At 65.1% G+C, this 16,602-nt stretch carries 19 protein-coding genes and 1 tRNA gene; 5 read left to right on the forward strand and 15 right to left on the reverse strand.

Features of this window, described 5'->3' with window-relative positions:
• Nucleotides 1-41 precede the first annotated feature (41 nt).
• The 4 genes from ACVWYP_RS29065 to ACVWYP_RS29080 all read right to left on the reverse strand — a co-directional run bounded on the left by ACVWYP_RS29065 (nt 42) and on the right by ACVWYP_RS29080 (nt 1,927).
• A complete protein-coding gene (locus ACVWYP_RS29065) occupies nt 42-605 on the reverse strand; it encodes an HdeD family acid-resistance protein (protein WP_304495728.1) in 564 nt (187 codons plus the stop codon).
• 356 nt (nt 606-961) lie between these two features.
• Nucleotides 962-1,126, reverse strand: coding sequence for a hypothetical protein (locus ACVWYP_RS29070; protein ID WP_196238126.1), 165 nt, complete (start codon nt 1,124-1,126; stop codon nt 962-964).
• 379 nt (nt 1,127-1,505) lie between these two features.
• A tRNA-Leu gene (locus ACVWYP_RS29075) sits at nt 1,506-1,590 on the reverse strand.
• Nucleotides 1,591-1,681: 91 nt separating this feature from the next.
• Nucleotides 1,682-1,927 carry a FliM/FliN family flagellar motor switch protein gene (locus ACVWYP_RS29080; RefSeq protein ID WP_021080574.1) on the reverse strand — a complete coding sequence of 82 codons (246 nt, stop codon included), beginning with the start codon at nt 1,925-1,927 and terminating at the stop codon, nt 1,682-1,684.
• A 60-nt stretch (nt 1,928-1,987) separates the two neighbouring features.
• On the opposite strand from ACVWYP_RS29080, the gene lipB reads away from it, so the two are divergent.
• Nucleotides 1,988-2,716: a lipoyl(octanoyl) transferase LipB gene (gene lipB, locus ACVWYP_RS29085; RefSeq protein WP_453945979.1), complete on the forward strand. Its 729-nt coding sequence runs from the start codon at nt 1,988-1,990 to the stop codon at nt 2,714-2,716.
• Between the two features lie 3 nt (nt 2,717-2,719).
• On the opposite strand, the gene ACVWYP_RS29090 is transcribed toward lipB, so the two are convergent.
• A complete protein-coding gene (locus ACVWYP_RS29090) occupies nt 2,720-3,145 on the reverse strand; it encodes a tautomerase family protein (RefSeq protein WP_304495729.1) in 426 nt (141 codons plus the stop codon).
• A 115-nt stretch (nt 3,146-3,260) separates the two neighbouring features.
• Here ACVWYP_RS29090 and ACVWYP_RS29095 point away from each other — a divergent pair, with 115 nt between their 5' ends.
• Nucleotides 3,261-4,118: a LysR family transcriptional regulator gene (locus tag ACVWYP_RS29095; protein ID WP_304495730.1), complete on the forward strand. Its 858-nt coding sequence runs from the start codon at nt 3,261-3,263 to the stop codon at nt 4,116-4,118.
• Nucleotides 4,119-4,136: 18 nt separating this feature from the next.
• On the opposite strand, the gene ACVWYP_RS29100 is transcribed toward ACVWYP_RS29095, so the two are convergent.
• The 4 genes from ACVWYP_RS29100 to ACVWYP_RS29115 form a co-directional block, all read right to left on the reverse strand.
• On the reverse strand, nt 4,137-4,499 hold the full coding sequence (locus ACVWYP_RS29100; RefSeq protein WP_304495731.1) for a hypothetical protein: 363 nt from the start codon (nt 4,497-4,499) through the stop codon (nt 4,137-4,139).
• A gap of 73 nt (nt 4,500-4,572) precedes the next feature.
• Nucleotides 4,573-6,009, reverse strand: coding sequence for a TIGR01777 family oxidoreductase (locus ACVWYP_RS29105; protein ID WP_304495732.1), 1,437 nt, complete (start codon nt 6,007-6,009; stop codon nt 4,573-4,575).
• Nucleotides 6,006-6,671: a DUF4166 domain-containing protein gene (locus tag ACVWYP_RS29110; protein WP_304495733.1), complete on the reverse strand. Its 666-nt coding sequence runs from the start codon at nt 6,669-6,671 to the stop codon at nt 6,006-6,008. The genes ACVWYP_RS29105 and ACVWYP_RS29110 overlap by 4 nt, the downstream gene beginning before the upstream one ends.
• A gap of 26 nt (nt 6,672-6,697) precedes the next feature.
• Nucleotides 6,698-7,255 (reverse strand): GbsR/MarR family transcriptional regulator, encoded by a 558-nt coding sequence (locus ACVWYP_RS29115; protein WP_304495734.1) that lies wholly within the window; start codon nt 7,253-7,255, stop codon nt 6,698-6,700.
• A 231-nt stretch (nt 7,256-7,486) separates the two neighbouring features.
• Here ACVWYP_RS29115 and ACVWYP_RS29120 point away from each other — a divergent pair, with 231 nt between their 5' ends.
• Nucleotides 7,487-8,299: a class I SAM-dependent methyltransferase gene (locus ACVWYP_RS29120; RefSeq protein ID WP_304500326.1), complete on the forward strand. Its 813-nt coding sequence runs from the start codon at nt 7,487-7,489 to the stop codon at nt 8,297-8,299.
• 9 nt (nt 8,300-8,308) lie between these two features.
• On the opposite strand, the gene ACVWYP_RS29125 is transcribed toward ACVWYP_RS29120, so the two are convergent.
• The 4 genes from ACVWYP_RS29125 to ACVWYP_RS29140 all read right to left on the reverse strand — a co-directional run bounded on the left by ACVWYP_RS29125 (nt 8,309) and on the right by ACVWYP_RS29140 (nt 11,960).
• Nucleotides 8,309-8,608 (reverse strand): acylphosphatase, encoded by a 300-nt coding sequence (locus ACVWYP_RS29125; protein WP_225161799.1) that lies wholly within the window; start codon nt 8,606-8,608, stop codon nt 8,309-8,311.
• Nucleotides 8,605-9,471, reverse strand: coding sequence for an isocitrate lyase/PEP mutase family protein (locus ACVWYP_RS29130; RefSeq protein WP_304495735.1), 867 nt, complete (start codon nt 9,469-9,471; stop codon nt 8,605-8,607). The genes ACVWYP_RS29125 and ACVWYP_RS29130 overlap by 4 nt, the downstream gene beginning before the upstream one ends.
• A 75-nt stretch (nt 9,472-9,546) precedes the next feature.
• Entirely contained in the window at nt 9,547-11,562 is a 2,016-nt protein-coding gene (locus ACVWYP_RS29135) for an acetyl-CoA carboxylase biotin carboxylase subunit (RefSeq protein ID WP_304495736.1), read from the reverse strand.
• 191 nt (nt 11,563-11,753) lie between these two features.
• Nucleotides 11,754-11,960: a hypothetical protein gene (locus ACVWYP_RS29140; RefSeq protein ID WP_016840474.1), complete on the reverse strand. Its 207-nt coding sequence runs from the start codon at nt 11,958-11,960 to the stop codon at nt 11,754-11,756.
• A gap of 342 nt (nt 11,961-12,302) precedes the next feature.
• Between ACVWYP_RS29140 and ACVWYP_RS29145 the strand changes: the two genes are divergently transcribed.
• Both ACVWYP_RS29145 and ACVWYP_RS29150 read left to right on the forward strand, forming a co-directional pair.
• Nucleotides 12,303-13,082: a thermonuclease family protein gene (locus tag ACVWYP_RS29145; protein ID WP_304495737.1), complete on the forward strand. Its 780-nt coding sequence runs from the start codon at nt 12,303-12,305 to the stop codon at nt 13,080-13,082.
• Nucleotides 13,083-13,256: 174 nt separating this feature from the next.
• The gene (locus ACVWYP_RS29150) at nt 13,257-15,725 is read left to right on the forward strand and encodes a PAS domain-containing hybrid sensor histidine kinase/response regulator (protein ID WP_304495738.1); all 2,469 of its coding nucleotides are present in this window, start codon (nt 13,257-13,259) and stop codon (nt 15,723-15,725) included.
• A gap of 19 nt (nt 15,726-15,744) precedes the next feature.
• Here the strand turns inward: ACVWYP_RS29150 and ACVWYP_RS29155 are convergent, their stop codons facing one another.
• Both ACVWYP_RS29155 and ACVWYP_RS29160 read right to left on the reverse strand, forming a co-directional pair.
• Nucleotides 15,745-16,041 (reverse strand): septal ring lytic transglycosylase RlpA family protein, encoded by a 297-nt coding sequence (locus ACVWYP_RS29155; protein WP_038385833.1) that lies wholly within the window; start codon nt 16,039-16,041, stop codon nt 15,745-15,747.
• Between the two features lie 105 nt (nt 16,042-16,146).
• On the reverse strand, nt 16,147-16,596 hold the full coding sequence (locus ACVWYP_RS29160; RefSeq protein WP_304495739.1) for a PPC domain-containing DNA-binding protein: 450 nt from the start codon (nt 16,594-16,596) through the stop codon (nt 16,147-16,149).
• Nucleotides 16,597-16,602: the final 6 nt, after the last annotated feature.

Here is a 16,602-nt window from a genome sequence, read left to right on the forward strand (position 1 = left end):
GCGGACAGCGTTTCCCTGTCCTGTTCACCTAGTGGAGCCCGCTAGGCCGCGCGAAACCGCAGGCCGAGACCGACCAGCGCGCAGCCCTGAAAAACGAGATCGATCGCCAGAACAAGACCGAGCAACCACAGACTGTTGACCGGCCAGCCAAGCAGGAAAACCAGCCCTGCGATCGCGGTGACGACACCCGAGGCAACGATCCAGCCCCAGCCGTGGTCGGTTCGCGTCTGGAATCCGAGCCAGAGGCGGGCGATGCCCGCCGCAAGCGTGAGCAGCGCCAGCATCAGCGTCAGAAACACCGAGGCAAGCAGCGGATTCATCGATGTCACGACGCCAGCGGCCGCGTAGAGGACGCCACTGATCATCCACCACAGGAAGCCGCCCCAGCTCTTCACGCGGAACGCCTGCACGATCTGCATGGCGCCCGCTACGATCATTCCCGCGCTCACGTAGAAGACCGTCACGATCGTAGCCAGCAGCAGGTTGCCGGCCGCGACAGCGCCCAGGACAATGAAAAGGAGCCCGAGGCCGACGAACCAGCCCCACTTGGCGTGCACGTCCGCAAATGCGCGAGACAGCATGGACGTATGATTGGTGGTTGTCATCGGAGCCTCCGGAATTCGAACCGGCGAGCTCGCTTCAGCCGTGTGCAACCGGCACTCCGGCGTGAAGGCGCCACAGCACACTCGCCACCGCACGCCAGAGCAACAGGCATGCCAATCAGGAAACCACGTTATGTCAGACGCTTGGTGGTTCGACCGCATGCAAGAAGGACAATTTGTCCGCGCGCCACCGGACAGAATGTCGAGGGAACGCCGCCGCTGGGGAAGCGCATGCGCTGCCTCCCGATGACGAAGAGCGGCGATGGCTTGGTCATCGGCAGCCTAGGGGGCATGTGCAGCCATCCCGGCACTTGGCCAGGCTGAAGAGAGGTCGGCTACCCCCTAAGGTGTCTCAACGGTCAGTCTTTCGAGGGCTTCGGCTGAGTTTCGCTCACAGGATCGGAGGCCGGAAAAGTCTCTTCGAGGCCTTCTTCGAGCCGGGTCATTTTCATATCCGCCTCGATCGCCGTCTTGGGATCTACCGCGAGCTTATCGACGGGGGCGGGATCGAATTTTTTCTTCATGGACAGAGACCAGCGTGACCGGAATTGCACCTGATGCGCACCCCATTCGTTCCTTTGGCAACTCCGCACATCCGCAAGAGCGTCATTGGGCATCCGTCGACGGCACCCTGCGCATGTCAATCCGGGAAGACCGCGTCGCGCTCCCGAACGAGAGACGGCCCCGCCGATTCCTACGCTGTGCTGCACTACAGCACTCTCGTGAGGAAGTAGTGGTTTTCCTTCGCTGGACCTTGGCTCAAAAAAACGGATGCGACGACAAGGATAGCGCTTGCCAGATCAAAACTGGAGATTGGCGACAAGTAACTACGAATTTTGTTGGGTAACAATGTGGGAGCAGGCCATTGCGAAAACCTTATTCGTATCAATGGCTTATTGCCTATGGTGCGCTCGGAGGGACTCGAACCCCCACGGTGTTACCCACTGCCACCTCAAGGCAGCGCGTCTACCAATTCCGCCACGAGCGCTAGGATGCCGGATGGAACCCTAAGGCGCCGCCGCATCGACGGGGCCATGTAACAAATCATGCATGCAGGGACAAGGCGATTAATGCGGGAATTAACTGCGAACGCCGGGAGATTTCGGCAGCATTTGCTTGACCTCGACCGCAATCCGGTTGCGGTCGACCAGGACCACCCCGCTGGCCACCGGCAGGTTGTTGGCGAGGATCTTGACCTCGTCGGCCTCGGTGGCATCCAGTTCGATGATGGCGCCGCGCGATAGCCGCATGACCTGGTGAATCGGCATCGTGGTGGTGCCGAGGACCACCATGAGATCAACGCTGACTTTATCGAGGGTGGGCACTTCTGAACCGCCGAACGGGAACTAGATTGTGGGTTCACCTGACCACGTTAGGGTTAGCTAATGGTTAACGACCGCCAGAGCCTCGATTTGACGACCTTTGCGCGCCCTTCGGGCGGCGGCGCGATCGAATGGCGGATTTCGGACCGCGCGGTGCCCTACCCCGATTCGCTCGCCGCCATGGACGACCGGGTGGCGAAGATCGCAGCGGGCTCGGCCCCCGAACTGGTATGGCTGCTGGAGCACCCGCCGCTCTATACCTCCGGCACCAGTGGCAAGACCGACGATTTGCTCGCGCCGCGCTTTCCGACCTTCCAGAGCGGCCGCGGCGGCCAGGTCACCTATCACGGCCCGGGCCAGCGCGTCGCCTATGTGATGCTCGACCTCAAGCGGCGCCGGCCCGACGTGCGCGCCTATGTCGCTTCGCTGGAAGAATGGATCATCCGCACGCTGGCCGCCTTCAACGTCCGCGGCGAGCGCCGCGAGGACCGCGTCGGGGTCTGGGTGCGGCGCCCGGACAAGGGCGACGGCCATGAGGACAAGATCGCCGCGATCGGCGTGCGGCTGCGCCGCTGGGTCTCGTTCCACGGCATCGCGATCAATGTCGAGCCTGATCTTGCGCACTTCCAGGCCATCGTGCCCTGCGGCGTGGTCGATCCGCGCTACGGCGTCACCTCACTGGTCGATCTCGGGCTGCCGGTCACGATGGCCGATGTCGACGTCGCGCTCCGGCAGGCCTTTTCCGAGGTGTTCGGCGACACCGCAGCGCGCCTGCCGGAAGCGACGTCATAGGCTTCACGCCGCCTTCTGCGGCGCGACCTCGAGCTTGCCGGCGATGTAGCGGCGCTCCTGGGTGAGGCCGCCGAAGCCGTAGGCGTCGCCCTTCACCTCGTCGACATGGGCGTAGCTCTCTGTGTGCAGCGGCCCGAGCAATTCGCCCATCCGCTTGAACAGCGCCGCGAGATAGGCCGCCTTCTCGTCCTTGGTGTTGGTGCCCTCGGTGACGTGGATGTCGAGCCAGTAGCTCGCAAGCCCCTGCTCGGCGAGCGACTTGCCGCCTGCGAACCAGTCGTCGGCATCGGCGCACTTCACAATGATCGCAGAGACCTCGGGATCCTTGTGCAGAATCCGTGCGGTCAGGTCCGACACGGCGGCGGCGATGTCGGACTTCAGCGACGGCCTCTCGCGCGAGGTCGCGTAGGTGACGGTGATGAGCGGCATGATCGGTCTCCTTGAATTCGGTTGGCGCGGGTCAATCGCGCCTCCTCTAGCTAGACCTTCGCGCATCATCTTGGTATCTTATCTACATTGATAGCAATGATAACGATCATTGATTATGACAACCACGCTCGATATCGACACCGTGCAGGCCTTCCTTCTGGTCGCCGAGCTGCAAGGCTTCACCCGCGCCGCCGAGGCGCTTGGCACCACGCAAGCGGCGATCAGCATGAAGTTGCAGCGGCTCGAAACGGTGCTGGGTAAGCGGCTGGTCGAGCGTTCGCCGCGCGCGGTGCGGCTGACCGCCGACGGTGCGGCCTTCCTGCAGCACGCCCGCGCGCTGATCGAGGTGCATGATCGCGCGCTGGCCGGCGAGAAACCGGCGCGGCAGCCGCTCACGCTCGGGATCAGCGATCACGCCGCGGGCCCGGAGCTGGTGCCGCTGCTGGAGCGGCTGCACGCGACGGCCTCCCAGCTTGCCCTCTTGGTGACCATCGGCTTCTCGCGCGAAATGCTCGATGCCTACGATGGCGGCGAGCTTGACGCCGTGATCGTGCGCCAGGAAGGCAGCCGGCGCGGCGGCGAGAAGCTGACCGAGGACGAATTCGGCTGGTTCGCCGCCAAACGCTTCGTCTGGCCGCGCGGCGATGCGCTGCCGCTGGCAACGCTGGCGCCGCCCTGCGGCGTGCGCGCGCTCGCCGTGCGCGCGCTCGACAAGGCCGGCATCGCCTGGACCGAAAGCTTCGTCGGCGGCGGCGTCACCGCGGTGGTGGCGGCCGCGCTTGCGGGGCTTGCCGTTGCGCCCCTGGTCCGCCGCATCGCGCCGCCGGGCCTGGTCGATATCGGCCCTGCCCACGAGCTACCGCGGCTCGGCACGTCGAAGGTGATGCTGCATTCGAAAGTCGGCGATCCCGCCAAGCTCGCGGCACTCAGGACGCTGGCTGCAACGTTTCGGAGCGTGGCGTCTGCGGCATAGGTTGAACATCGTAGCGGTTCACATCGAGTCTTCGCCTGTCGCCAGTTCGCACATGACGAACCAGTAGGTCAGGCCGGCGACAAACCCGGCCACGACGAACAGGCAAACCAGCCCAGATGTCCAGACAGCCGGGGATCGTAGAAGGACACTGATGCTCAACGCGCCGATCGCCGCGCCTGCGCAGGCGAAAAATCCCGCGGCTCGGATATGGAACTCCTCAGTGAACCAGACGACGATCGCCGTGGGAATTGCTGTGAGCAGACAAGTGATGACGAAGACCGCGGCCGACGGAAGCAGCATCACGACGATGCCGTAGAGCAGCCGCACGACATCGCCGTGCGACGTCATCATCAGAATGGTCTGACCGACGGCGGAAATCACCGCGGTCGCGGCGCCACAGCCCGCAAGCCAACCTCCGAATGCACGGGAACAGGTGCTGCACATCCAGGCCTCCTTACAAGATGGCATCGAACGCGCTGCGCAAGGTTTCGTGCCGGAACACAAAGCCGTTGCTCAGCGCCTTGTTCGGCAGCACGCGCTGGCCGCCGAGCAAGAGCTCGTCGGCGAAGTCGCCGCCGACGGCGCGGAGCAGCGCCGCCGGCACGCGGAAGATCGCCGGCCGGTGCAGACGGCGTCCGAGCTCCTCGGTGAATTTCGTGTTGGTCACCGGGATCGGCGCGGTCGCGTTGACAGGACCGGACAGTTCAGGTCTCGCAATCACATGCGCGATCAGACGCACGAGGTCGTCGCGCTCGATCCACGACATCCACTGCTTGCCCGAGCCGAGCGGGCCGCCGAGGCCGAACTCGAACGGCGTCAGCATCCGCGTGATGAAGCCGCCGTCGGTGCCGACCACGAGACCGATCCGCAAATATGCCACGCGCACGCCGTGATCCGCGGCCGGCTTCGCCGCATTCTCCCAGGCCTCGCACAATTCGTGACTGAAGCAGGCGTGGGATTTCGCCGACTCCGTCAGCACCTGGTCCTGCCAGAGTCCGTACCAGCCGATCGCGGAGCCGCTCACGAGTACCGACGGCTTGCGTTCGAGGCGCGCGATCAGCTTGATCACGTCAGAGGTCATGTCGATCCGTGAGCCGATGATCTTGCGGCGCTTGGCCTCGGTCCACAGGCCGTTGCCGATCGGCTCGCCCGCGAGATTGACGATGGCGTCGATCCCGGAGTCGGCGGGCAATTGGTCGAGGCTCGTGATCAGCGTCACCGGCGGCGTCAGCATGTCGGCCTTTGCCGGATTGCGGATCAACGCAATCACCTGATGGCCGGATGCGGTGAGGCTCGCGACCAGGCGGCTGCCGATGAAGCCGGTCGCGCCGGTGACGAGCACGGTCTGCCGCGTCGGCAATTTCTCGACCAGCGTCGCGGCCGGCACGCTGGCCATCCGTCCGAGGCGTCTGGCGGCGGCAAAGTCGCGCGCGCCGAACAGCGCGGCGCCGAAGGCCGCAGCCGTCGCGAACAGACTTAACGGACCCGCAAAGGCCGGCGCGACGGCGGTCGGCAGCATCGTCCAGCCGATCAGGACCGGCACCAGCAGCACGAGGATGGCGCCGTAATTGATCGCCAGCAGCGTGTGATTGATCCGCTCGCTCGGCGGCAGCTTTCGGCTCAGATCCTCCTCGACGAAATCCATCAAGGTGATGACGACCTCGACGACGAGCACGGCCATGATGGCGATCGCAAGAATGCCGTGCACCTCCAGCCAGCCGAGCACGAGGAACAGCAGCGCATAGAGCATGTTGCGCACGCTGTGCAGCTGGAGCTCGTGGCGCTGCGAGGGACGCCAGGCCAGCCGCTCGGTGAATTCGTGGTGATAGAACGTATCGAATGCGCCCATCGCAATCTGGATGGCGACAAGCGTCCAAAGCAGCGGCGTCATGGCGTGGCCTCCCTGAACACAGCGGACTGACGGATCAGCCGGCCGAAACGCGGGTGGATGATCTCCAGCGTGAAGCGGAAGTCGCCGCAGCCGAGATCGGAATGGGTTACGGTGAGATCGCCGGGCGTGAGCCATTCGGGCAGCGGCATCCGAAACGGGCCGAGCTGCAGCGAATAGCCGACGCTGCGAAACACCAGCGCCTCATGCTCGACCGCGATGCGCAGCGCCATGCTGACGCCGAAGCCGACATATTCCTCGAGTCCGGTGGACCCGGCAAAGCGCTTGGCGGAATGAATCACCTGCGGGAAGCCGTCGCGGCGCGCGCAGATGCGGGTCCAGACCTGGCCGCCGCTTGCCGCGTCCTCGGTGACGGTGACGATCATCGGCACGCGCGTTTCGGTGCCGGTCGGGAACGGTCCGCCGATCAGCCGCGCTGCCTGCGCCAGCCACCAGCCGATGCGGCTGCACGCCGCCTCCTCGACCTCGCCGACATAGACGACGGTGTTGCCGTCCTCGAACCGTTTCGAGAAGCGCCGCCAGATCGCAACCGGCAGGCGGCCCCAATCCTCGTCCGACAGCAATGCGCGGAAGCGATGGTCGTCGAGCAGCTTTGTATCGGAAGCCGGCGCGGTCTTTAAGGTGGATATCCTTGCTGACGCCATCGCACACTCCCGTTGCACCGCCGCCTTTATTTGGCCCTGCCTGCCGGCAGGAAACTCACGATCTTCTCGCCGAGCTTGATCAGCGCGACCAGGCGCGGCCGCGGCACGTTCAGCATCTGCGTGTACCAGCGGTCGACCAGCTCGGTGAATGTCAGCATCTCCTTCAGCCGCTTGCTCGCGAGCGGGCTGATTGCCGGATCGTCGGCCGCGTCGGAGACGCAGGCGCGCAGCGCTGCGAGCGCGGGATCGATCTCGCGCTCCTTGCGTCCCGCCGCGATCTTGGCCGCGACCTCCCAGATGTCGGTCTCGGCCTCGAAGTGGTCGCGGCGGTCGCCAAGGATCGGCACCCGCCGTATCAATCCCCAGGACAAGAGCTCCTTGATCGAGTTGGAGACGTTGGAGCGCGCCATGCCAAGGGTGTCGGCAATGTCCTCCGCCGTCATCGGCGCTTCGGCGAGGTAGAGCAACCCGTGGATCTGGCTGACCGAGCGGTTGACGCCCCATTCGTCGCCCATGTCGCCCCAATGCAGGATGAAGCGCTCGACGACGGCGGGAAGTTTTTTCTTGGCGGTTATTTCTGTCATGACAGAAATATCAGACCGTTCGGAGCAGAAGTCAAGGCTGGCCGCGCGGTCCACGAAGACGCAGGAGACATGGCAGGTCTCCTGACCTACCCGATGCCCGGCGAATGCCGTTCGTCACAGGTGAGGAGTTTTCCTTTGTCGCCCCCGAGCTCTTCGTCCAAGCTGATCCGGGTGGATGATTTTGGGCCGTGCACCGGATTGCCCGCGTCACGGCCGCAATGGAGATTGCGCATGCCAGCGTCCGACAAGGAGTTCGTTGGGTCCATTCCAGAGCTTTACGACCGGCTTCTCGTGCCGATGATTTTCGAACCCTACGCACGCGATCTCGCGCAACGCACCAAGGTTCTTGGCCCGCGCGACCTGCTTGAGACGGCAACCGGCACCGGCGCCGTCACCCGCGCGCTGGCGTCCGCGCTCGGCAGCGACACCAGGATAGTGGCGACCGACCTGAATGAACCGATGCTCGAACGAGCGAAGTCACAGATGCCGAGCGGGACCGCAATCACCTGGCGGCAGGCCGATGCACTGAACCTGCCGTTCGACAATGCGAGCTTCGACGTCGTCGCCTGCCAATTCGGCGCGATGTTCTTCCCCGACAAGCCCAAGGGTTATTCGGAGGCGCGCCGTGTGCTGAAGCCGGGCGGCCGTTTCCTGTTCAGCATGTGGGGTCGCATCGAAGACAACGAGTTTGCCGACGTGGTGACCCAGGCATTGGCGGAGGTCTTTCCGGCCGATCCGCCGCGCTTCCTCGCGCGCACGCCTTATGGCCACTACGCGGCCGACCCGATCCGGGCCGACCTTGCAGCCGCGGGCTTCAGCAAGATCGAGATCGACGACGTTCGGCTGCAAAGCCGGGCGAATGCACCGCATGATCCTGCGATCGGCTTTTGCCAGGGATCACCGCTCCGCGCCGAGATCGAGGCGCGCGGCGGTATCGGCCTTGATGCTGCGACCGAGCACGCCGCATCGGCGCTCGCGCGCCGGTTCGGCAGCGGCGCGATCGAAGGCCGGATTCAGGCGCTGGTGATCTCAGCGGTCGCGTGACGCCGCGCTTCAGACCGTCGGCAGGACCGAGAAACGCTCCCCTGCCCGGCGCTGGTTCAAAAGATCGGAGTTGCCTGATGCGGCGTGCACGGCAGCGACGCGCGCCGAGAACGGACCGCGGTTGCATGCCGCAATCATGTCAGTGACGACGTCGTCGGGGCCGGCAAACACCGCCTCGACGCTGCCGTCGCGGCGATTGCGGACCCAGCCTTCGAGGCCGCGTGAGTTTGCCTGCTCGTCGACCCAGGCGCGATAGCCGACGCCCTGGACGCGACCGCTGATGGTGACGTGGCGGATCACGCCGCTCATTTTTTCAGACCGAGGAACTCGCCGCTGCGCGCCTTGGTCTCCGCCTCGCGCATGACGCGGCCAGTCAGTTCGGACGAGGCAATGCCCTTCAGGTTGTTCGGCGAGGTGCCTTCGCGCAGCGCCTTCAGCGTCTCGTAGACGGCCTGGGTTGCGGCCGCGAATGGCGCGTGGCCCTGCAGCGCGATCCTGACGCGCTGGCTCGCCAGATAATCGAGCGCGGTCATCTCCTCCGGCGCGCCGCCGAGCACGATCGGCAGCGTCGTCGCGGCCGAGAGCGCCTCCAGCTCGCCACGCGATTTGATGCCGGTGAAGAACAAGCCATCGACGCCGACCGCCTCATAGGCCCTGGCGCGTGCAATCGCATCGTCGAGACTGGTGATCGAGACGGCACCGGTCCGGCCCAGGATGACGAGCGACGGATCGCTGCGGCCGTCAAGCGCGGCCTTCATCTTGCCGACACCTTCTTCCAGCGAGATCAGCTGGGTCTTGGTCTGGCCGAACGCCTGCGGCAGCAGCGTGTCCTCGATGGTAAGGCCGGCCGCGCCGGCGGCCTCCACCTCCTGGACCGTGCGACGGACATTGAGCGCGTTGCCGTAACCGTGGTCGGCATCGACGAGCACCGGCAGCGTCGACGCACGGGACATGCGGCGTATCTGCTCGGCGAATTCGGTCAGCGTGATCAGCGCGATATCGGGATCGCCGAGCACGGCGAGCGAGGCCACCGAGCCGCCGAACATGCCGAGCTCGAAGCCGAGATCGTCCGCAATCCGGATCGAGGTCGCGTCATAGACCGAGCCTGGGCGAATGCAGGTTGACCCGTCGAGAATCGATCGCAGTGCTTCGCGGCGTTTGCGGAAGGCCATCTTGGTGACTCCTTGTTCGTCCTTGCAAAGGCCCGGCGACAATTTGATCGCCGAAGCCTTCGAAGGTGGAGCTTCTTAGGCGAACTCCAGGATCAGCGCGTCGACCGCAAGCGTAGCGCCCGCGGCGGCGTGGATCTTCTTGACCGTGCCGTCGCGCTCGGCGCGCAGCACGTTCTGCATCTTCATGGCCTCGACCACCGCCAAGGTCTCGCCGGCCTTGACCTCCTGCCCTTCGGTCACCGCGATCGACACCACGAGACCGGGCATCGGGCACAGCAACTTCTTGCCGGTGTCGGCGGCCGAGACCACCGGCATCAGCCGCGCCGAGGTCGCCTCGGTCTCGGTGAAGACATAGACCGGGACCTCAAAGCCCTGATGCGCGAGGCGGAAGCCGTTGTTGATCGCCCGCACCTGGACGGCGACAAAATTGCCGTCGACGGTGCCCTGCCAGACCGGCTCGCCCGGCACCCAGCCCGATACCAGATTGTGCGGATTGCCGGGCAGCCCGTCGGCGCCGATGAAGCGCACTGCAATCGCGTCATCCTCGCGCGCGACGTCGAGCGCAATCTCGGCGCGGTCGAGCCACACCGCGCGGCGGCGCTCGCGCAGCACCACGCGGCCGCCCATCTGGCCGGAGATCTGCCGCTTGCGCTCGCCCAGCACGTGATCGATGGCGGCGCCGACCGCGGCCAGCCGCCGAGCGATCTCGCCCTCGGGCGCGCGCGCCGAAAATCCCTTGGGGAATTCTTCCGCGATGAAGCCGGTCGAGAGCCGGCCCTCGCGCCAGCGCGGATGGTTCATCAACGCCGACAGGAACGGAATGTTGTGCCTGATGCCGTCGACATAGAATGCGTCGAGCGCGGTCGCCTGCGCCTCGATCGCGGCCGCGCGCGACGGGGCGTGGGTGACGAGCTTGGCGATCATCGGATCGTAATGGATCGAGATCTCGCCGCCCTCCTGCACGCCGGTGTCGTTGCGGATCGTGATGCCGTCATGGCTGGCTTCGGCCGGCGGACGGTATTTCACCAGGCGCCCGATCGACGGCAGGAAGTTGCGGAACGGATCCTCGGCATAGACGCGGGATTCCACCGCCCAGCCGGTCAGCGTCACGTCCTTCTGCGCGATCGCGAGCTTCTCGCCGGCGGCGACGCGGATCATCTGCTCGACGAGGTCGATGCCGGTGATCAACTCGGTGACGGGATGCTCGACCTGCAGGCGGGTGTTCATCTCCAGGAAGTAGAAGCTCTTGTCCTGGCCGGCGACGAATTCCACGGTGCCCGCCGAATCGTAGTTCACCGCCTTCGCCAGCGCGACCGCCTGCTCGCCCATCTTGCGGCGGGTCAGCTCGTCGAGCAGCGGCGACGGCGCCTCCTCGATGACCTTCTGGTTGCGGCGCTGGATCGAGCATTCGCGCTCGCCGAGATAGATCACGTTGCCATGCTTGTCGCCGAGCACCTGGATCTCGATGTGCCTGGGATCGACGATGAATTTCTCGATGAAGACGCGGTCGTCGCCGAACGACGATTTCGCCTCGGCCTTGGCGAGGTTGAAGCCTTCGGCGACCTCGCCCTTGGAATGCGCGATGCGCATGCCCTTGCCGCCGCCGCCGGCGGAGGCCTTGATCATCACGGGGTAGCCAATCTCGTCAGCGATCTGGACGGCGTGCTTGTCGTCCTCGATGACGCCGAGATGACCCGGCACGGTCGAGACCTTGGCCTTCGCAGCGGCCTTCTTGGATTCGATCTTGTCGCCCATCGCGGCGATGGCGCCGGGGTTCGGGCCGATGAAGACGATGCCGGCGGCTTCCAGCGCGCGCGGAAACGCCTCGCGCTCGGACAGGAAGCCGTAGCCGGGATGCACCGCCTGCGCGCCGGTCTTGCGGCAGGCCTCGACGATCTTGTCGATCAAAAGATAGCTCTCGGCCGCGGCCGGCGGTCCGATCAACACGGCCTCATTGGCCATCTCGACATGCAGCGCATCGCGGTCGGCCTCGGAATAGACGGCGACCGTCTCAATCCCCATACGGCGCGCAGTCTTGATGACCCGGCAGGCGATCTCGCCGCGGTTGGCGATCAGGATTTTCTTGAACATGCTCTTCTTGCTTGGGCTTCTTAGGACTTGGGCTTTGGCAGGATTCCTCCCCGCGCAATCTGGCACGGGCGATTGGGCGTAACCACTCCGTGGTACAGCAAATTGCCCCGGAGGCAACGGTCTAATGCACGCCCTGCCCGATGCTTGGCCAAATCCTCGGCCAAATCCTCGGCGGTAGCCTGAGGGGTATTTCAGCCCGAATAGGTCTTGAAGCGGCCACGCGAATGCGCCTTCGCGACGGCTTTCATCAGTTCGCTGACCTCGTTCTCCAGGAATTCATTGGCCACGATCAGCGCCCGGATAGTGGCGCGCAGATTCCCGCCGCAGGCGGAAATGGCCTGATCGACAGCGGCCTCCAGCCCGTCATCGTCGTCAGATTCGGGCCGTGCAGACATCATGGGGTATCCGGGATTCAGGTGGCGCATCATGTTCCTATTTTGTTCTCATCAAGTCAATCGGATCTTTGATCGGACGCGGTTCTTCTGGGCCGCCTTTCTCTTCCGCCGCCAGCGTGCGAGGCATTACAGAGTCCAGATGTCGGTGACGATTTCGGCGAGGACGTTGATGACGAAACTCGGCCATGCGCATCCCTTCAATGGCCATGTCTGGCCGTTCTACGTCGCGGAATGCCGATCGGGATGTGACGGCCCGCACGCCCCCTCTTTGCGAACGGTCCTTGGTTGGATCGTACCGGCCTGTGCTAGAAGTTCGGCTGCCCGCCAAAGATTTGAAGTGAGAAAATGCGGTTTCGAAATCCGGTCGTCACGACGCTTCTCCTGACCTGCCTGTCTGCAATCCCCGGCCCGTCCGCGACCGCCGGCCCCGCGGCGTCAGCGGTCATCAAGGACGCCGGCACCGTTCAGCTCGGCAACACGACCTATCGGCTCGACGGCATCGACGCGCCGGCGGTCGACCAACTCTGCATCGACGAGCATGCTGATGTCTGGACCTGCGGGATCGAAGCGCGCGACCAGCTCACCAAGCTGATCGGCGGCAAGCAGATTCACTGCGACGATATCGGCGTCGATCCGAGCTTCAAGAAGCGCCGCCTCGGCGTCTGCAAGATCGAGGGCGACCCGACCAGCTTGAGCCAGGTGCTGGTCCAGAAAGGCTATGCTCTCAATGTCGAAAACTCGGCCACTGGCCGATTCAAGCCGGATGAAGCCACCGCCAGGGACAATCGTGCCGGGCTCTGGAAGGGCTGCTTCGTGGCGCCGCGCGACTTTCGTACGGCCAGGAAGGACGGCGCCCTGCTCGGCAACGCCTGCCCCGCCGACCGCGACCAGCAGATCCGCAACGCGCTCTTCCCCGATGACCTGCCGATGCCGGCAAGCTGCAACATCAAGGGCAAGTACGCCGTGCGCGCCCGCGTCACCGGCAATGTCGGCATCTACCACCTGCAGGCGTGCCGCAGTTACCCGGGCCTCGGCAATCCGGATCGCTGGTTCTGCTCCGAGGAGGATGCACAGGCGGCCGGGTTCCGCCGGGCCTATAATTGCCGGCCGCCCAAAGCCAAGTGAAGGGCTCGTGGATTGCACCGTCATTCCGGGGCGCGAAGCGAACCCGGAATCTCGAGATTCCGGGTTCGACGCTTCGCATCGCCCCGGAATGACTCAGCCTAACGATTGCCGTAAATCAAGCTGGCAAAGCCGCCGCGTCCTGTGTGAAACTGCACCGAGAGGTTGCCGGCGCGTATGACCCCATCCGATCCCGCTGATGTGCTTCCCGAAGCTGCGGCAGCCGAACGGCTGCGGCAGCATCTTGAGGAGATCGCGCGCGAACGCGATCGCGCCCATCGCGAGCTCCAGGAGCGCGAGGCGGAGCTGGCGCGGATCCAGCGCATCGCGCGGGTCGGTGGACTCGAGATCGATTTCCGCGACGGCGTGCGCAACCGCCGCTCTCCCGAATACCTCCTGGTGCATGGGCTGCCGCCCGAAGAGGTCAACGAGACCTATGAGAACTGGGTCGCGCGCATCCACCCCGAGGATCGCGAGCGCACGATCCGGCACCTGTTCGGCGTGCTCAAGGCCGGCGGCGAAGACTACACGGCCGAATACCGCATCGTCCGCCCGAACGACGGTGAGAGCCGCTGGATCCGCGTCGTCGCCAAGATCGAGCGCGACCGCAGCGGCCGTGCGCTGCGGCTGGTCGGCGCCGATCTCGACGTCACCGATCAGATGCTGGCGCAGGAGACCTTGCGGGAAAGCGAAGAGCGCTTCCGCCTGATCGCCGACAGCGCGCCGGTGCCGATCTGGGTGACCAAGCTCGACCGCACCCGCTCCTTTGCCAACCAGGCCTATCTCGACTTCCTTGGACTGCCGTTCGAGGAAGCGATCGTGTTCGACTGGCGCAAGGCGCTGCATCCGGATGACCTGCCGCAAATCCTGCAGGAGCAGATCACCGGCGAGCTCTCGCTGAAGCCATTCGTGCTCGAGGCCCGCTATCGGAATGCCGCGGGCGATTGGCGCTGGCTGCGCTCGGAATCGCAGCCGCGCTGGGACCCGAACGGCAAGCATATCGGCTTCATCGGCGTCGCCCACGACATCACGGCGGCCAAGGAAGCCGAGATCGAGCTTCGCAAGCTCAATGAGTCGCTGGAGCGGCGCATCCTGGAGCGCACCGCGCAGCTCGAATCCCGCGAAGCGCAGACGCGCGCGATCCTGGAAACCAGCCATCAATACCAGATGCTGCTCAACCGCGATGGCGGCCTGCTCTACACCAACCAGACGGCGCTGGCCGGCATCTGTACCGATGCCGCCGACGTCGTCGGCAAGCCGTTCTGGGACACGCCGTGGTTCGCCGCGACCGAGGGCATGCCGCGCGTGATCCAGAATGCCTTCGTGACCGTGATGCGCGGCGAGGAAGTCAAGATCGAGATGCAGCTGCGCCTGCCGATCGGCGAGCGCTATTTCGATTTCGCGATGCGGCCGCTGCAGGACCAGCACGGCACCATCGTCGGCGCCGTGCCGGAGGCCGTCGACATCACCGAACGGCGCCGCGGCGAGGAAGCCCTGCGGCAATCGCAGAAGATGGAAGCGGTCGGCCAGCTCACCGGCGGCGTCGCGCACGATTTCAACAACCTGCTCACCATCATCCGCTCCGCGACCGACTTCCTGCGCCGCCGCGATCTGCCGGATGACCGGCGCCGCCGCTATATCGATGCGATCTCCGAGACCGTGGAGCGGGCCTCCAAGCTCACCGCGCAGCTATTGGCATTTGCGCGCAGGCAACCGCTCAATCCGGAAGTGTTCAATGTCGGCACGCAGGTCGACAGCGTGACGCAGCTGATCCGCCCGCTGGTCGGCGCGCGAATCCACATCGAGGTCAGGATCGAGGATCCCGACTGCTTTGCGATCGCCGACATCGGCCAGTTCGAGACCGCGCTGCTCAATCTCGCGGTCAACGCCCGCGATGCCATGAGCGGCGAAGGCCAGCTGACGATCGGCGTCCGGAAGGTCAAGAATATCCCTGCCCTGCGCGCCCAGGCCTCGCGCAGCGGCGATTTCGTCACGGTCTCGATCCAGGACACCGGCACCGGCATCTCGCCGGAAAATCTCGACGCGATCTTCGAGCCGTTCTTCACGACCAAGGAGGTCGGCAAGGGAACAGGTCTCGGATTGAGCCAGGCCTTCGGCTTCGTCAAGCAATCCGACGGCGACATCGAGGTCACCTCTACGCCCGGGCACGGTGCGACCTTCACCATCTATCTGCCGCACGCGATGCGCCCGGCGGACGCCAAGGTCGCCGCCAGCGCCGGCGTCGAGCAGGCTTCGATCGGCCGCGGCTATCGCGTCCTCGTGGTGGAGGATAACGACGATGTCGGCCAGTTCTCGACCGAGCTGCTCGAGGATCTCGGCTATTCGGTCAAGCGCGCGGCCAATGCCAATGCCGCGCTCTCGATCCTCTCGGAGAACGAGTTCGCCGCCGACCTGGTGTTCTCCGACGTGATCATGCCGGGCATGAACGGCGTCGAGCTCGCCGGAATCATCCGCGATCGCTTTCCCGGTCTGCCGGTGGTGCTGACCAGCGGCTACAGCAACGTGCTCGCCGAGAACGCGCACAGCGGCTTCGAGCTGATCCAGAAGCCCTATTCGGTCGAGGCACTGTCACGGACGCTCCGCAAGGCGATCGCCGAACAGCGGGCGACCGCTTCCAAGCTCTGATTCCGCCGCCGGCCGCGCTCTACTGGATCACAACATGCGCGACGCCGAGCTGAAGGATGCCGAGCGCGCGGGCCGCCGTGGTCGACACATCGATGATCCGCCCACGAACGAACGGACCGCGGTCATTGACGCGGCACCGGATCGATTTTCCCAGATAGGAGACGGTGATCATGCTGCCGAATGGTCGCTTGCGATGCGCGCAGGTCATCTCGCCACTCTTGCCGATGCCACGATAATAGGACGCAAGGCCACTCTCTGCGTTTGCCATGCACGAGGCAAACAGCAGCATGGCCGCGGACGTTGCTGCGGTTTTCATCGATCGCCTGCCGGTCGAGCCCCGCAAAGGAACGCGGTTCCACGGCTTCGGTTCCGCGCCCCGGCGTCGGCAGGTCGATTTTTAGGAACTTTTCGACGGAAAGCGTCAAGCGGTCGCGGCGGGATCGATCAGGGCGATGCCGAGCTCGGGCCGCTTCCGCCGGCGAAGCCTGACGGGGGCTTCCGTGACCACAACCTCCAGCGTCGGGCGGACGATGCCGGCAAGCAGATGGCCGCCGCGGGTCGATCCATCCGACAGTCCGAGCACGATGTGCATGTGCAGGCTGGCCTTGCCGTCGTCGCCGGTCGCGATGTCGCCGAGCGCGCACAGCACCTCGCACTGTTCGTCGATCTCGATCTTCCGGTAGCTCTTGGATGCGAAATCGAACCAGCCGACCGTTGCCCGCTCGAACGCGCCGATCGCGCTGAGCGATGCCGCCGTCACCCTGGCATCATTGGCGAACTTCGTCAGCGCGCCGAACGCTTCCTCGCCGCTATCGAGCACGACGACGTGAATCTGCGCGCTGGGCGCATCGGACACGAGCTTGCTTTTCATGGACCG

The sequence above is a fragment of the Bradyrhizobium sp. USDA 3262 genome (assembly GCF_054060035.1).